General features: G+C 53.1%; 16 protein-coding genes. 13 read left to right on the forward strand and 3 right to left on the reverse strand.

Annotated elements, in window-relative coordinates; genetic code table 11:
- Nucleotides 1–376 precede the first annotated feature (376 nt).
- The 7 genes from EJN92_RS11490 to EJN92_RS11520 all read left to right on the forward strand — a co-directional run bounded on the left by EJN92_RS11490 (nucleotide 377) and on the right by EJN92_RS11520 (nucleotide 6,849).
- A complete protein-coding gene (locus EJN92_RS11490; RefSeq protein WP_126127950.1) occupies nucleotides 377–1,204 on the forward strand; it encodes a biotin--[acetyl-CoA-carboxylase] ligase in 828 nt (275 codons plus the stop codon).
- Nucleotides 1,205–1,229: 25 nt separating this feature from the next.
- Complete coding sequence (locus EJN92_RS11495) at nucleotides 1,230–2,012, forward strand: type III pantothenate kinase (protein ID WP_126127951.1); 783 nt, start codon at nucleotides 1,230–1,232, stop codon at nucleotides 2,010–2,012.
- 4 nt (nucleotides 2,013–2,016) lie between these two features.
- Complete coding sequence (locus tag EJN92_RS11500; RefSeq protein WP_126127952.1) at nucleotides 2,017–2,718, forward strand: SPOR domain-containing protein; 702 nt, start codon at nucleotides 2,017–2,019, stop codon at nucleotides 2,716–2,718.
- A 389-nt stretch (nucleotides 2,719–3,107) separates the two neighbouring features.
- Entirely contained in the window at nucleotides 3,108–3,881 is a 774-nt protein-coding gene (locus EJN92_RS11505; protein WP_126127953.1) for an IclR family transcriptional regulator, read from the forward strand.
- A gap of 9 nt (nucleotides 3,882–3,890) precedes the next feature.
- Entirely contained in the window at nucleotides 3,891–4,706 is an 816-nt protein-coding gene (gene hutG / locus EJN92_RS11510; protein ID WP_126127954.1) for an N-formylglutamate deformylase, read from the forward strand.
- On the forward strand, nucleotides 4,703–6,073 hold the full coding sequence (locus EJN92_RS11515) for a formimidoylglutamate deiminase (RefSeq protein WP_126127955.1): 1,371 nt from the start codon (nucleotides 4,703–4,705) through the stop codon (nucleotides 6,071–6,073). Before hutG ends, EJN92_RS11515 begins: the two co-directional genes overlap by 4 nt.
- 179 nt (nucleotides 6,074–6,252) lie before the next feature.
- Nucleotides 6,253–6,849: a hypothetical protein gene (locus EJN92_RS11520; RefSeq protein WP_126127956.1), complete on the forward strand. Its 597-nt coding sequence runs from the start codon at nucleotides 6,253–6,255 to the stop codon at nucleotides 6,847–6,849.
- Between the two features lie 66 nt (nucleotides 6,850–6,915).
- Here EJN92_RS11520 and EJN92_RS11525 read toward each other — a convergent pair whose 3' ends face one another.
- Complete coding sequence (locus EJN92_RS11525) at nucleotides 6,916–7,488, reverse strand: GNAT family N-acetyltransferase (protein ID WP_126127957.1); 573 nt, start codon at nucleotides 7,486–7,488, stop codon at nucleotides 6,916–6,918.
- Nucleotides 7,485–8,450 carry a LysR family transcriptional regulator gene (locus tag EJN92_RS11530; protein ID WP_126127958.1) on the reverse strand — a complete coding sequence of 322 codons (966 nt, stop codon included), beginning with the start codon at nucleotides 8,448–8,450 and terminating at the stop codon, nucleotides 7,485–7,487. The genes EJN92_RS11525 and EJN92_RS11530 overlap by 4 nt, the downstream gene beginning before the upstream one ends.
- A 143-nt stretch (nucleotides 8,451–8,593) precedes the next feature.
- Here EJN92_RS11530 and EJN92_RS11535 point away from each other — a divergent pair, with 143 nt between their 5' ends.
- Together EJN92_RS11535 and EJN92_RS11540 are read left to right on the forward strand one after the other, a co-directional pair.
- Entirely contained in the window at nucleotides 8,594–9,196 is a 603-nt protein-coding gene (locus EJN92_RS11535) for an FMN-dependent NADH-azoreductase (protein ID WP_126127959.1), read from the forward strand.
- Nucleotides 9,197–9,244: 48 nt separating this feature from the next.
- The gene (locus tag EJN92_RS11540) at nucleotides 9,245–10,141 is read left to right on the forward strand and encodes a pirin family protein (RefSeq protein ID WP_126127960.1); all 897 of its coding nucleotides are present in this window, start codon (nucleotides 9,245–9,247) and stop codon (nucleotides 10,139–10,141) included.
- Nucleotides 10,142–10,252: 111 nt separating this feature from the next.
- On the opposite strand, the gene EJN92_RS11545 is transcribed toward EJN92_RS11540, so the two are convergent.
- Nucleotides 10,253–10,699: a hypothetical protein gene (locus EJN92_RS11545; protein ID WP_126127961.1), complete on the reverse strand. Its 447-nt coding sequence runs from the start codon at nucleotides 10,697–10,699 to the stop codon at nucleotides 10,253–10,255.
- A 488-nt stretch (nucleotides 10,700–11,187) separates the two neighbouring features.
- Here EJN92_RS11545 and EJN92_RS11550 point away from each other — a divergent pair, with 488 nt between their 5' ends.
- The 4 genes from EJN92_RS11550 (at nucleotide 11,188) to EJN92_RS11565 (ending at nucleotide 14,105) form a co-directional block, all read left to right on the forward strand.
- Nucleotides 11,188–11,499, forward strand: a complete 312-nt coding sequence (locus tag EJN92_RS11550; RefSeq protein ID WP_194074932.1) for a hypothetical protein — start codon at nucleotides 11,188–11,190, stop codon at nucleotides 11,497–11,499.
- Nucleotides 11,500–11,593: 94 nt separating this feature from the next.
- Nucleotides 11,594–12,400 carry an MlaE family ABC transporter permease gene (locus tag EJN92_RS11555; protein WP_126127962.1) on the forward strand — a complete coding sequence of 269 codons (807 nt, stop codon included), beginning with the start codon at nucleotides 11,594–11,596 and terminating at the stop codon, nucleotides 12,398–12,400.
- Nucleotides 12,401–12,405: 5 nt separating this feature from the next.
- Nucleotides 12,406–13,434, forward strand: coding sequence for an MlaD family protein (locus EJN92_RS11560; RefSeq protein WP_126127963.1), 1,029 nt, complete (start codon nucleotides 12,406–12,408; stop codon nucleotides 13,432–13,434).
- Nucleotides 13,431–14,105 (forward strand): hypothetical protein, encoded by a 675-nt coding sequence (locus EJN92_RS11565; RefSeq protein ID WP_126127964.1) that lies wholly within the window; start codon nucleotides 13,431–13,433, stop codon nucleotides 14,103–14,105. Before EJN92_RS11560 ends, EJN92_RS11565 begins: the two co-directional genes overlap by 4 nt.
- Nucleotides 14,106–14,144 lie beyond the last annotated feature (39 nt).

The raw sequence follows: 14,144 nt of genomic DNA on the forward strand, positions 1-14,144 counted from the left end.
TGCCGTACTAGCGTACTGTCGTCGGCGGTGCGCCTAGCTGGAACAATTTTGCGTAACTTCTAATTAGGACTTAGATAGCGGGGAACCAGCGTCGTTGTATCGGCCTTGCCGTACTGAAGTACTGACTTCGGCGGTGCGCCTAGCTGGGACAATTTTGCGTAACTTCTAATTAGTACTTAGATTCCGGGGACTCAGCGTTGTTGCACTCGCCTTGCCGTAAAGCCTAAGTCTTAGTCGGTGCGTCCGGCGGGAACAATTTTGGGTAAGGTCTAAGTTGTGGCTTTAGCTTGCGCGGGGCTGAGTGTGGACTTAGCATTTTGGTCTGTCGAATACTCGATTAAGCGCATAAGAAATAATGAAATGAATTTGAATATCTATGGATAGTTTAATCGAGCAGCATAAAAATTCCGAGAGTCGGGCGCGCTTGAGTACGCAGAGAATTTTGTATTTGCGTGCGCAGCACGGCGAGCAGGTCGATGTTGAGGTGGTGGCAGAGACAGGCTCGACCAATGCCGATCTGATGGCGCGTCTGGAGCTGTTACAAGGCCCAGTGCTACGCATTGCCGAGCATCAGACTGCCGGGCGTGGTCGCGCTGGCCGGGTCTGGCATTCGGTACCCGGCGGCGTGCTGACGTTTTCGCTGGCCTGGTATTTTCCCGGCACTAGCCAGGCCTTATTGGGCTTGCCGCTGGCCATCGGTGTTGCGATAGCAGAATGCCTGTTGGCATTGGGTTTGCCGGTCAGCCTGAAGTGGCCCAACGATATCCTTAAAGACAAAAAGAAATTGGCGGGCGTCTTGATCGAGACTGCCGCTGCCAGACAAGGCGGCAGTTGGGCAGTGATAGGAGTCGGCTTGAATCTGAGCGTACCGGACGCGCTGGAAACCCACATAGGCCATAGTGTGGCGGACGCACCCTGGCTGGCGCAAATGGATAGAAATCAGTTGGTGGCGCAATTACTTAATAGTTTGGCCGCAGCCATGGAAGAATTTCGGCAGCAGGGTTTCGCAGCTTTTGCGGATCGCTGGAATCGCCTACACGCCTATGCGCAGCAAGAGGTGGTGATCCTGGATAGAGGCCAGGTGGTGCAGCAAGGTCTGGCACTTGGGGTCGATGCGCAAGGTTGTTTGTTGTTGCAGACCGCGCAGGGTACACTGCCGGTCATTTCGGGTGATGTCTCTTTACGCGCCGCCGCTACACCATGACTAAGAATTTCATCAGGACACACGCATGCTCTTATTAATTGATGCCGGTAACACCAGAATTAAGTGGGCGATACCGCAAGCAGCTCAAAGCGGCAACACCGCGCCGCAATGGCAAGTATTGGACTCGGTCAGACATCAAGAACTGCCTCAGTTAGAAACCCTGTGGGCGGCGCAGCCGATTAGCCGAATCTTGGTTTCTAACGTGGCAGGCGATGCCTTGCAAGCGAGTTTAGTCGCTATCTTGCAGCGTGCTGCGCCCGGTATCATGGTCGAGCGTTTCCAATCTTCAGGCGCTTGCGCCGGCTTGCGCAATGGCTATCGCCAGCCTAGCCAATTAGGTAGTGATCGTTTTGCTTCGGCGATTGCGGCGCACACTCTGTATCCGCAACGCGCCCTGATCGTCGCCACCTGCGGCACTGCCACTACCATCGATGCGGTCAGCCCGGATGGGATTTTTCTGGGCGGTATGATACTGCCCGGTTTGCAATTGATGGCGCAATCGCTGGCCAAAAATACCGCACAACTGCCCTCGGTGGCGGCCAGCCTGTCTTTGCAATATCTGTTCGCCGACAATACCGAACTGGCCATCGTCAGTGGCTGTATCCATGCCCAAGTAGGTGCCATCATGCAGGCACATGAGGCTTTGCATGCTAGCCAGGAGCAAGCGGTAGATTGTATTATTTCGGGCGGTGCAGCCAGTTACCTGACCCCGCATCTGGGGATAAGCTGTCATCATGTCGACAATTTGGTTTTAATCGGTTTAGCGGTCGCAGCCGCCGCGACCCTGCCGTCTACTCACTCACTATAAAACTATGCTGAGATTTTTTTTCTGGACCTTGTTGCTGCTCAATAGCCTGTTACTGGCCTTTAATTTGGGATATCTGGGGACCTGGCCGTTCGCCAGTAATGAGCCGCAACGCATCAATCAGCAACACAATACCGACAAAATACAATTGCTATCTGCCAGTGCTGTGCTGGCCTTGACTGAGGCGCCCAGCGAAAGCGCTAAGGCTGCACAGGATAAAGCCAAAGAGCTCATTGCCTGCCTGGAAGTAGGCAATTTTTTACCTGCGGAAGCCATAACTTTTGAAGAAAAATTGAAGACTCTGGCATTAGGCGAGCGGCAGGCGCGCAGCAATGTCAGCGAGGTGGCCAGCCATATGGTCTACATTCCACCTCAGGGCAGTAAAGAGGGGGCGGATAAAAAGACTGCGGAATTACGGAGGATAGGCATTAGCGATTTCTTCGTCATGCAAGAGCCAGCCAATTTACGCTGGGCTATCTCACTGGGCGTGTTTAAGTCAGAAGAGGCGGCCAAAGCGCATCTGGCCAACCTCAATAGTAAAGGTGTCAAGAGCGCCCGTATTGGGCCGCGCGAAGTGAGCACCGCGAAATTTTCTTATCAGCTGCGTAAGCTCAACGTCGACGAAAAGTCGCGTTTCGACGCCATCAAGGCCAGCTATCCGAATCAAGAAAGCCGCCACTGTGCGGTGGCGGCGCAAAGTCGCAACTGATACTTTAAAGGGAACTGTTCAGCCTGCTACTTAAATTATTAAAAAAAACCAAAACCTCTCAAAGGAGGCACAGAGACACAGAGAAAAACGGAGAACTGCCTTGCTTTCCTCTGTGAATCTCTGTGTCTCTGTGTTGAGTGGTTTTGACTTTTTTCATAGCGAGCTGAACAGTAACCTTTAAAGGGAGCTTTTAAAATCCTTCGCGCAATATCCATGCGCCTTACAGCCTAATAATGGTCTGGAAGGCGCATGGATATTGCGCGAGCGGTTTTCTGTGAGGCCGATTAGCCGCATAAAAATAGCAAGTTATTCTCACTACATGAGAATCAATACTTGAATTCTCAGAATGAGCTGCTAGCATGTAGGCTTCTGCTATCCAAGCTCCCCCCATGTTTACTACCGATAAGCCGCTAGCGGCGCATGCCAGTGAGATCCCCACCAGCGAGCGGGTATTGCAGGTCTTGGCCTGTATCGCGCGCCACGGTCGCGCCATGTCGGCCAAGGATCTGGCGACGCAAACGCAACTGCCTTTGAGCACGATTTACCGTCATCTCACGCCTTTGAAAAAATGGGGGTGGGTGCAAGAGCATGCGCATAGCGGTGCCTATGAACCGGGGCCGTTGGCAGTACAACTGGCGTGGGGCTTTGATCAGCATTCATATCTGATGGAAAAGGCGCATGCCGAGATTGCGCAATTAGTTGCAAAATCGGGCGAGAGTGTCGGTTTGATGGTGTATTTAAATGGCCAGGTAATTTGCCTGGCGATGCAAGATAGTGCGCAGGCACTGCGCTGTTCATTTGCCAAAGGGCGCGCTAATTCCAGCGTGCGCGGTGCCTCAGCCAAGGCCTTACTGGCTTATTTGCCGGCACATTTGCAACACAGCTTACTGGCGCAGCAAAGCGATGATAGCGAACTCAATACACTTGAGCTGATGCAGCAATTAGAGCTGATACGTCAGCAACGTTATGCGGTGAGCGAAAATGAAATTGATCAAGGGGTCTGGGGCGTCAGCGCTCCGGTATTTTCAGAGCATGCCAAACTCGAGGCTAGTCTCTCATTGATGGCTCCTGCCAGTCGCGCCCAGCCGCGCCAACAAGAATTAATCCAGATGACTTTAGCGGCGGCCGATAGGCTCAGCCAACAACTTAGCATTCACGAATAGGTGTCAACCATGTCACAGGCTTTCCATTTTCATACAGGTCATATTCCTTTACTCATCTCCATGCCGCACGTAGGCACAGTTATCGCGCCGGAAGTGAGTGCTCAGTTACTGCCCGTGGCTCAGGAAAAAGCCGATACCGACTGGCATCTGCCGCTGCTCTACAATATGGCGCAAGAACTGGGTGCCTCGGTAATTCACGCCGATTATTCGCGCTACGTGATCGATCTGAATCGCTCTTCCGACGACAGTAATCTCTACCCGGGGCAAGACACGACCGGCCTGTGCCCGCTCGACACCTTTGCTAAACAGCCCTTATACCCGGCTGGACAAACCCCAGATGCGGCCGAGGTGCAGCGCCGCATCACGCAGTACTGGCAACCGTATCACCAGCAATTGCAAAGTGAGCTGGAACGCCTGCGCGCATTGCATGGGGTTGCCGTGTTGTGGGATGCGCATTCGATCGCATCCCACGTACCGCGATTTTTTCAGGGCCAATTGCCGGATCTTAATTTCGGCACCGCCGACCAGAAATCCTGCGATATCAGCATGCAGCAAGCCTTGTCCGCAACTCTGAGAGCGAGCAAGGCCCCATACAGCCACGTGTTTAACGGCCGCTTCAAAGGTGGCTATATCACGCGCAACTACGGTCAGCCCGAGCGCAATATCCATGCGGTGCAACTGGAAATGAGCCAATGCATTTACATGGATGAAGCCGCACCTTACGGCTACCGTCCCGATCTGGCAGCGCAAGTGCAGCCGCTGCTGCGCGAACTCTTGGCCACCTGCATCACCTGGGCGCAGCAACACAAGGGAGCGGTAGTATGACTCCGCACAATAGCCTGTTTGCAAAAAATGCCTTGTTGCCAGACGGCTGGGCCAAGAATGTGCGCCTCAACTGGGATGCCAGCGGTGATTTGACTGTGGTGCAGGCGGACGCGATCCCGCAAACGCATGAGATGCAGCACGAATTTGTCTTGCCCGGCATGATCAATCTGCACTCGCATGCCTTCCAGCGCGCGATGGCGGGCATGAGCGAAATCGCAGGGGATGGCCCTGATAGTTTCTGGACCTGGCGCGACCTGATGTATCGCTATGCCCTCCACATTACGCCGCCGCAAATGCAGGCCATCGCGGCCCAGTTGTATTCAGAATGTCTGCGTCACGGCTATACCTCGGTCTGCGAATTTCATTACTTGCACCGCGCACCGGACGGCAGTTTTTATCCGGATATGGCCGAGACCGCCAGGCAGGTGATTGCTGCCGCCAGCCATACCGGAATAGGCATGAGTATGTTGCCGGTCTTGTACAGCCATGCCGATTTCAAGGATCAGCCGCTACGTGTCGACCAAAGGCGCTTTAGCACCGATGTCGCGCAAATTTTGCAGTTGCTGCAGCAATTAGAAAGTAGCCGCAGCGGCCAGCTTGAAGTCGGGGTCGCGCCGCATTCGCTGCGTGCCGCCAATCTTGCCCAGATCCGTGAACTGGTGGCAGCTTTGCCGGCCGGACGTCCTATCCATATCCACATCGCCGAGCAGCAAAGAGAAGTCGATGCCTGCCTGGCCGCCACTGGCAAACGGCCAGTCGAACTGCTGCTCGAAACCGGCCTGGTCGATAGCCGCTGGTGCCTGGTGCATGCCACCCACCTGACAAAAAATGAAGTGTCAGGGATCGCCGCCAGTGGTGCGGTGGCCGGCATCTGCACCACGACTGAAGGCAATCTCGGCGACGGATTTTTTGATCTGCCAGCCTACATCGCTGAGCATGGCCGTTTCGGCATAGGCAGCGACAGCCACGTCTCACAAAGCCCGATAGAAGAATTACGCTGGCTGGAATACGGCCAGCGCCTGCGCCTGCAGGGCCGCAATATCGCACAAATTTCCGGGCAAAGGCGGGTCGGGGATTTTCTCTGGCAAGCCTGTTTGCAGGGCGGTGCGCAAGCCAGTGGCCGGCGTGTCGGGCAATTGGCCAACGGTAAACGTGCCGACTTTTTAATCCTGGACGACACCCATCCTAATCTGCAGGATCTGGCTGCTGCTGAGCTACTCAATAGCTGGATATTTTCCGGTAACGACAATCTGGTACGCGCCGTGTTTGTCGGCGGTAAGCAAGTGGTACAGGGCGGCCGCCACGTAGATCAAGAGCGCATACAAAGCGCCTATGTCAGCTGCATGCGGGAATTACGCAAGCTATAAATGCCCGCCGTAAAAAATTCAACAGTGCACAGGCCGGACGCGCATATTCCATGCGGCTTCCCAGCCTGCCTGGCCTGTAGCCCGCATGGGATATGCGCGCTGGCGGCATGCCCGTTAATTTTTCTGAGAGAAGTCCTTGCAGCACAGGTGTGAAAACAGTATTTTTTTGAGGATAGGCCATGAATGACAAAGTGCTAGCTTTACTTAAACGTATGGCAGAACTCGAAGAAGAACTACGTGTGGCAGCGCTAGAACAGGAAGCTAAAGCCTTGTTTCAAATTAAAGGTAAGCGCATAGAATTTGAAGAATCCATACGGCAAACTCACCTACAATTAAAACAAGGATTTTTTCACTGGCTAGTCAACAATCGTCCGCAAAATCTCATTACCGGGCCGATTATTTACAGCATGATTTTCCCCTTGCTGATCCTAGATCTGTTCGTCAGTTTCTATCAATTAAGCTGCTTCCCTATCTATAAAGTGAGTAAAGTAAAGCGCGCTGATTACATCATTTATGACAGGCAGCAGCTGGAATATCTGAACTTCATTGAGAAGTTTCACTGTACTTACTGCGCCTACGCGAATGGTTTGATGGCCTATGTCAGCGAGATCGTGGCGCGTACGGAGGAATATTTTTGTCCTATCAAGCATGCTAGGAAAGCACATGCCAGCCATCGTCGCTATGGACATTTTCTCGATTACGGGCAGGCCGAAGATTATGAGGCTAAGCTGGAAGAATTCCGTAAGGCTTTATCGGCGGAAAATCAGAATAAGTGATTATGGCGATCTAGGTTTTTTATCAGTGGGGCCAAAACCCTAGGCCAGAGATAAAAAATGCCAGCGTTAGAGTGCCAGCCGCGCATAAATACAAGTGCTGCCTAAGCTTCCATCTTCCGCCTTACGGTCCTTGCGCAGTATGCCTTCCAGTTCGAACTGGCAACGCTCGGCCAGGTGGCGCGAGGGTAAATTATCTTCATCGCTGACCAGTTCTAGTCTGCGCATGTCCAGTTCCTGAAAGGCGAAATCGATTAATTTCAGTACCGCTTCGCTGATAAAACCCTGGCCGGTGGTGGCGCTATTGCTCCAGTAGCCGACTTCCGCTTTGGGTAGCGTCCAGTCTATGCGATACAGTCCTGCCGCACCTAACAACTGGCCGCTGGATTTCTCAAAAATAAAGTACACCAGATTTTTGCGTTGTAGGTAATCGATGTAAGTCGTGCGGCAGTACAGCTCGGCCGATTCTGCCGTAGGATCAGGTTTTACCCAAGGCAAAAACCCCAGATGGCGACGTAACTCTGGCAACGAGGCGCTTAGAGCAGCTAAGAAAATAGCGCCATCGCCAGCCTGTGGCGTGCGCAGCAGTAAGCGCGCTGTCTCTAGTGTGGCGGGCAGATCGAGCAGGATAGGATTTTTCATTTTTTGATTTTTTTCTGAGCTAATTCAGCGACAATTTTTTGGCAGCGTGGTTCTGAAAATTCTTCTTGCAAGGCATCCAGAAACACGCGGGTACGCGCTGGCATCAAGCGCCGTCCGGGGAACACCGCCCAGGCGCTGGTACTGGGCATATTCCAGTCGCCCAGCACTTGTTGCAACTCGCCAGCGGCGACATATTTGGCAACAAAGTGTTCTGCCGTCATGACGATGCCCAAGCCACGGCGCGCCATATGGATCAGCGTATCGGGCGAGTTGACGCAGGCGCGTACCGGTGGCGAGCCTTGCCAACTTTGCTCAGCTGCGTTTGCACCATCTGGCGTGCGGCTGAGATTCCATAAGGCTGGCTCACCGCTGCGCGTGAGTATGCGCAGGCTATCGTGCTCCATGAGTGCTTCTGGTTCATACGGCATGCCACGTTTACTCAGGTAGCCAGGGGCGGCAAACAGGCCGGTAGAAAACACCGCCAGACGGCGCGCCGCCAGTGTGGCATCGTCCGGCAAACTGCCCATGCGTATTGCCACATCAAAGTTTTCTGCGATCAGATCGACCCGTCTGGCGGATAGATCTAACTCGAGAGAAATGGCGGGATATTTAAGGATAAAATCGGCCAGCATTTGTCCCAAAACTTCATTGGCAAAATCATTCGGCATTGAGACCCGCAAGCGTCCGCTAGGTTCTAGTTGACGGTGCTGCGCCAAGGCGATGGTGGATTCAACTTCAGCGGTGAGTTGATGTGCATGCAAGAGCACCGCCTGACCAAAATCGGTGACGCTGAGTTTGCGGGTAGTACGCAATAACAGGCGTTCGCCGAGTTGTGCCTCTAGCCCGCTGATGCGGCGCGATAAGGTCGATTTGGGTAAGCCCAGGCGCTCGGCAGCGCGACTGAAACTGCCTTCATCGACGACGCGGGCAAACAGCAGTAGATCATTGGCTTCGAGGTTCATAGGGCTAATTAGCTCAGTTGAGTGGGAGACGGGGACGCCATTATCCCATCGATGGAATAATTATATCCATATTATGGGCTTCTGCAATGGATATGGAACGTCTAAAGTAGCACTACTCCAACCCGAATAGAAAAGACCCCATCATGAACATCTTACAAATCAACTCTAGTGTACGTGCCGATGCCTCGCATTCCAGCCGTTTGGCGAATGAAGTAGTACAGCGCTTGCTGGCGGCCAATCCAGAAGCCAGTTTAAATCTGCGCGACTTGGGCCGTACGCCGCAACCTATGCTTGATGAAGCCGCTTTACAGGCGCTGTTTACACCAGCAGAACAACGCAACGCCGCGCAAGCCGCACGCGTCGCTTTGGATGATGCCCTGATCGCCGAAATTCAAGCTGCCGATACCCTGGTGCTGGCTGCGCCCATGTATAACTTTGCGGTGCCGGTACAACTGAAAAATTGGATCGATGCGATCTCGCGTGCCCAGGTCACCTTTCGCTACACTGCCAATGGTCCTGAAGGTTTGCTGACCGGTAAAAAGGCTTATGTGGTTTTGACACGCGGGGGTGTTCATCGCAATATGCCTAGCGACACCCAAACGCCGTATCTGAAAACCTTTCTGGGCTTTTTGGGTATCAGTGAGGTCGAGTTCGTGTATGCCGAAGGTTTGGCGATGGGTGCCGATGCAGAGCAGAGCGCATTCGCCGCCGCCACGCAACAGATACAGGAATTGATAGCGGCTTAATCTAGGCTAAGCGAGCCGGGAGCAGATTTAATTGAGGAGCAAAACAGCATGAAAGATCATCTCAACATTCAGCGCAAGGCCGGCCTGATCGCCGAGTCTGTACTACAGCCGCGCACGGTCGAGCAATTGGTGCTAGGCCAGGCCACTTCGGATGGCGACGGTGTCAAGTTGACGCGGGTATTGACACAGGGTTTGCAGACCCGACTCGATCCTTACCTGATGTTAGATGCTTTTGGTGCTGATGATCCGCAAGACTATATCGGCGGCTTTCCTGATCATCCACATCGTGGTTTTGAAACCATCACCTACATGCTGACCGGGCGCATGCGTCATCACGACAGCGCTGGTAATTCAGGCTTATTGCAAAACGGCGGGGTGCAATGGATGAGCGCGGGCCGTGGGGTGATTCATTCTGAATTGCCTGAGCAGGAAGATGGCCGCATGGAAGGCTTCCAGCTGTGGCTCAACCTGCCAGCTAAAGACAAGATGAGTGCGCCCTGGTACCGGGACATACAAAATGAGGCCATTCCTGAATTTGTCACTGAGGCGGGCGTCACCGTTCGTGTGATTGCTGGTACTAGTCACGGTGTGGCCGGTGCTATGCAACGCGAGACCACACAGCCTTTGTATCTGGATCTGCATCTGCCGGACGGTGCCGAATTTTCACACGCTATGGCGGCCAGTATGAATGCCTTTCTCTACGTGTATCGCGGTGCTGTGCAGATTGCGGATACGTTAGTGCCGCAACAGCGCATGGCGATCTTGCGCAATACGCCCGATAGTGACGGCGTCAAACTGCGCGCTAGTGGCGCTAGCCGGGTCTTGCTGATTGCTGGCCAGCCACTGCGCGAGCCTATCGTGCAATACGGTCCGTTTGTGATGAACACCCAGGCCGAGATCATGGCGACAATTAATGATTATCGGGCGGGCAGATTGCAAAACTAAAGGGATAGGGGTTGGAAAAAAAGCACAGCAATCGGCGCATGATGCCGATTACTGTGCTTGGCGCGTACTAATGCACGACAGCGCGCTTATCATTTTAAATGCCAGCCCTGCTTACTTCAAAATTAGCTCGCGTATCAATTCACTGCCTAAGACTTCACGCATCGCTTCGCGTGCCATCGTCGCCTTGTTTTGGGCGTCTGAGCTACCCAAGACTTTGACTGCCACCGCTTCACCCTCATCGGCTTTATCCAGCGCGGCCATATTCGCGTAAGTGGTCGCCAGTATCAGATCGGCTTCGCGTGGCGAACGTGCTTGCGCAGCATATACTTTATAGCCGAGTATCAGACCGGCTTTTTTGTTTTCTTCCATCAAGGCTTTGTAAGAAGTGTCGAGAAATTTCATGTAGTCATCAAATTTTCCGGATTTTATTTTAATATACGACAATTCTGTGACTGGGCCTTCTTTATAGCTTTTTGCATCTTGTCCGGAAGCGGACAACATCAAGCTGCACAATATGCATCCTAGCGTGAACCTGATAGCGGTATTCATGCGTTTCATTTGAGGCCTCTTTTTGATGTGCGGAAAATTCCGCCTCACAAAGGGTAGGTAAGGAATGACTAAGTTTCAAGTGCTAATAGAAAAGAGTGTCCATGTAGAGCTTGCCGCCCGGCAGGATTATTCCTGTGTTCAAATTGTGCATGGTTTTTCCTGCTAGAAAAATTCAAAAATGTCGGTGGCTTTCCTGCTGTTTTTTAAATAAAAAATCTTTAAATTTTCTAAGGTATTGACTAGACTGGGTGCAGCTAAGGGTCTGACTTTAGGCGCAACATTTCCGCTAAGGATGTTTATTTTTTTGTGGAAATTAGTAGCGACATTCTGGATTTTTAAATCTCCAAACGCCAGCGCTGAACACAAATCACCGATCCCAGTGAGGTTCAGTGACGAGCATCGCATGCCTCGTCACTGCTCTAATGAAACGGCGTACATACAAGTCGAATCGCCTTAGCTGAATCATGTTTGCATAAAAAAACAAATGGAGCAAAAACATGCATGACTTACTCAGAAAATTTTTTGGAATACGACAGAAGCGCCGAAATTTGCCTGCCGGCTCTGTGCCTGCTGTCGGTGCTTGTCTGGTTAGGGACGGCATCACTATGAAAGTGACGGTGCCGCTAGACGAGGAGTTATGGGATTGGATGCAATTGTCCGACTGGCGCGTCGTCAATGTGCCGCATGAGCGACGTCATCATGTAAAACTGCCAGATAGTGCCTTGAAACATCTTGTTGCTGCTGATCACGAAAATCGAGCCAAGGTACATGCGCACTTATTGCATATCTCCAAATCCAAGTCTAAGTAAAAAAATCTGCAGGAATGCTACCTGGGATAGCGATTGCACGTAAAATTCCAGGCATGAGAAATTATTTTCCAGCTGTGCGCTCAGTGCCAGTTTTATGAAGCTAGCCTCCGCCCGGCCTGTACACACACGCCTCGCCACTGCCTGCTCTGCCTACTTATCGAGTTGGTGGAGCATCTTGCTGTTTGGCGCAATGATTTTAAGCCTGTTGCCAACTAGTCTGAACAAAAAAAATCGACATGCCTGTGCGCACCATCTGGTCGACAGTACTGTGCTGAATCTAGCCTGGTTTACGGTATTGTCGGCGCTCATTAGCGTGGTCTTAATTCGTATCGTGATCGTCACCGCATTAAGTTATGGCCTGTCGCGCTTTGCCATAGAAATGGTGGTGCGGGTGTTGGTGCTAGAACTGATACCGCTGAGCGCCGCCTTGTTTGTGGCCTTGCGTTGCAGCTTACCCGATAGCGCCGAGCTGGCCCAGATGAGTAACCAGGGCCGTTTTATTCAGATGCGAAGGCTAGGGCAAGATCCACTCCAACAAGAATTTTTTCCGCGCGTGCTGGCGGGCGTGTTTTGCGTCTGGATGCTGGGCGCGCTTAGTTGCGTCATGACACTGTTGTTAACCTATTTTGCCATGTATGGTTTTACGCCCTGGGGTTTGCCGGCTTACACGCGGGTGGTCGGCCAGGTCTTTAGCAGCGCCGTGACCGTGATACTGGCACTGAAAATTTTCTTCTTTAGTCTGGCTGTGGCCTTCATCCCTATGGCTTCGGCATATTATGAAGAGCTGATCGATGCCTCGCAAAGACGTACTTATTTTGCGACTGGCCTAGTGGCCATGGTGCGCTTATTTGCAGTGCTGCTGGCAATTGAAGTGATCTCACTGATGGGCAATTATTATTAAAAAATATGACCGATAAAATCATCTCTGAAATTGGCAAAAACGAAGCGCTCATTGAACCACTCAGTGAGCCAAAAAGGGAATCAAGCAGTGCCCCGCTGAGCAAACCTATCGCGCACGTAGAATTTAAAGCCGCCTTGTTGCTGGTCTTGATGCTGGTGCTGGTGGCCGCCACTGTGCTTTACCTGATGTATGCGCGCGGCGCTTTTGAGACTAGCCAGCGTTTGGTGTTGCTGGCCAATGATGCCGAGGGTGTGTTGGTGGGCATGGATGTGAGTTTCTCTGGCTTTCCTATTGGCCGCGTCAGCCGCATCGAACTCAATGAAGAAGGCAAGGCCAGAGTCATCGTCGCGGTGGCGCAAAAAGATGCACACTGGTTGCGTAGCTCCAGCATTTTTACCATGGAGCGCGGTCTGGTTGGCGCGACTCGTTTGCGCGCTTTTAGCGGCATCTTGAGTGATCCGCCCCTGGAAGACGGTGCGGTGCGCACTTTGCTGGTGGGCGACGCCGCCGCCGAAATTCCCTTGATGATGGGCGCGATCAAGCAGTTGCTGCAAAATCTGAATCAACTCAGCGCCACCGATTCGGCACTCGATCTAAGCCTGCGTAATCTCAGTAGCCTGAGTGGAAAAATGGCAGGCAAAGACGGCGCGCTAGCAGCCTTGCTCGGCAGCGATGAGAACGCTAAAAAAATCTATCTGATGTTAGATAGAGCAAATAAATTGCTGGCCAGCATGGACACGCTGGCGCTGAAAACCGACAGCCAGGTATTTGGAAAAAATGGCGCCTTGCCCGAAGCCCAGCTAGCCTTAGCCCAGCTCACAGGCTTACTCAACGAGGCCAGAGTCAGTCTGAAAAAAGTCGATGCGGTTTTGCTAGAGGCACAGGCCATCGGTGCCAACGTCAAAGTCGCCACCACTGATCTGGGACCCTTGCGCGCTGAGCTAGAGAGCAATTTACGCAAGCTAGAACAACTGGTCAACGAGATCAATCGTAAGTGGCCTTTCAAGCGCGAAGCGGAGATCAAACTACCATGAAAATAAGCAAATTTTTTGCCAGCGCCGGACTTAGCGTATTGGCTCTGATGCTCAGTGCCTGCGCCAGTGGCCCAGTGACACCGGATTGGCAGCTCACTGCTGCCGCCAGTCTGGAGCGTAGCGTTGCCGCCTATTTGTCCGGCAGCGACAGAGTCGCAGATCAGGAGTTTGCCAGAGCGCGCAGCGCATTGGCCAGCACCGGCCAGGCGACGCTGGTGGCGCGTGCTGAGCTTATGCGCTGCGCCAGCCAGGTCTCTAGTCTGATGTTTAAGGATTGTCCCGGTTTTGAAGCGCTCAGAGTAGATGCCGCCGCACCCGAGCTGGCCTATGCCGCCTATCTGGCTGGCAGCGCCCAGCCCTCAGATATCGTACTTTTACCTGAGGCGCAGCGTAGCGCCTACGCGGCATCGGCCAGCGCGCAGCTGGCCAAGGTGGCGGCCATCAAGGATCCGTTTGCTCGTTTAGTCGCGGCGGGTGTGCTGATGCGCAGCGGTCGCGCCGATCCGGCCTTAATCGGGCTGGCGGTCGATAGTGCCGCCGGCCAAGGCTGGCGCCGCCCCTTATTGGCATGGCTGACAGTGCAAGCCATGCGCGCCGAAAAATCTGGCGAACAGCAAGAAGCACAACGCCTGCGCCGCCGCATGGCCCTAGTCGAGCAGACTAGCCGCTGAGCTTCCCCCGGAAATTCTGGTGCGATTACAGCGTCATCG

The organism is Undibacterium parvum (genome assembly GCF_003955735.1).
In the GTDB taxonomy this organism is placed as follows: Bacteria; Pseudomonadota; Gammaproteobacteria; order Burkholderiales; family Burkholderiaceae_D; genus Undibacterium; species Undibacterium parvum.

Excerpts from the sequence above, each read along its gene's own strand:
- EJN92_RS11535 (WP_126127959.1), top strand. The coding sequence starts at position 8,594 with ATGAACATCTTACAAATCAACTCTAGTGTACGTGCCGATGCCTCGCAT.
- EJN92_RS11530 (WP_126127958.1), bottom strand. The coding sequence starts at position 8,450 with ATGAACCTCGAAGCCAATGATCTACTGCTGTTTGCCCGCGTCGTCGAT.
- EJN92_RS11545 (WP_126127961.1), bottom strand. The coding sequence starts at position 10,699 with ATGAAACGCATGAATACCGCTATCAGGTTCACGCTAGGATGCATATTG.
- EJN92_RS11555 (WP_126127962.1), top strand. The coding sequence starts at position 11,594 with ATGAAGCTAGCCTCCGCCCGGCCTGTACACACACGCCTCGCCACTGCC.
- EJN92_RS11565 (WP_126127964.1), top strand. The coding sequence starts at position 13,431 with ATGAAAATAAGCAAATTTTTTGCCAGCGCCGGACTTAGCGTATTGGCT.
- EJN92_RS11550 (WP_194074932.1), top strand. The coding sequence starts at position 11,188 with ATGCATGACTTACTCAGAAAATTTTTTGGAATACGACAGAAGCGCCGA.
- EJN92_RS11490 (WP_126127950.1), top strand. The coding sequence starts at position 377 with ATGGATAGTTTAATCGAGCAGCATAAAAATTCCGAGAGTCGGGCGCGC.
- EJN92_RS11540 (WP_126127960.1), top strand. The coding sequence starts at position 9,245 with ATGAAAGATCATCTCAACATTCAGCGCAAGGCCGGCCTGATCGCCGAG.
- EJN92_RS11495 (WP_126127951.1), top strand. The coding sequence starts at position 1,230 with ATGCTCTTATTAATTGATGCCGGTAACACCAGAATTAAGTGGGCGATA.
- EJN92_RS11520 (WP_126127956.1), top strand. The coding sequence starts at position 6,253 with ATGAATGACAAAGTGCTAGCTTTACTTAAACGTATGGCAGAACTCGAA.
- hutG (WP_126127954.1), top strand. The coding sequence starts at position 3,891 with ATGTCACAGGCTTTCCATTTTCATACAGGTCATATTCCTTTACTCATC.
- EJN92_RS11505 (WP_126127953.1), top strand. The coding sequence starts at position 3,108 with ATGTTTACTACCGATAAGCCGCTAGCGGCGCATGCCAGTGAGATCCCC.
- EJN92_RS11500 (WP_126127952.1), top strand. The coding sequence starts at position 2,017 with ATGCTGAGATTTTTTTTCTGGACCTTGTTGCTGCTCAATAGCCTGTTA.
- EJN92_RS11515 (WP_126127955.1), top strand. The coding sequence starts at position 4,703 with ATGACTCCGCACAATAGCCTGTTTGCAAAAAATGCCTTGTTGCCAGAC.
- EJN92_RS11560 (WP_126127963.1), top strand. The coding sequence starts at position 12,406 with ATGACCGATAAAATCATCTCTGAAATTGGCAAAAACGAAGCGCTCATT.
- EJN92_RS11525 (WP_126127957.1), bottom strand. The coding sequence starts at position 7,488 with ATGAAAAATCCTATCCTGCTCGATCTGCCCGCCACACTAGAGACAGCG.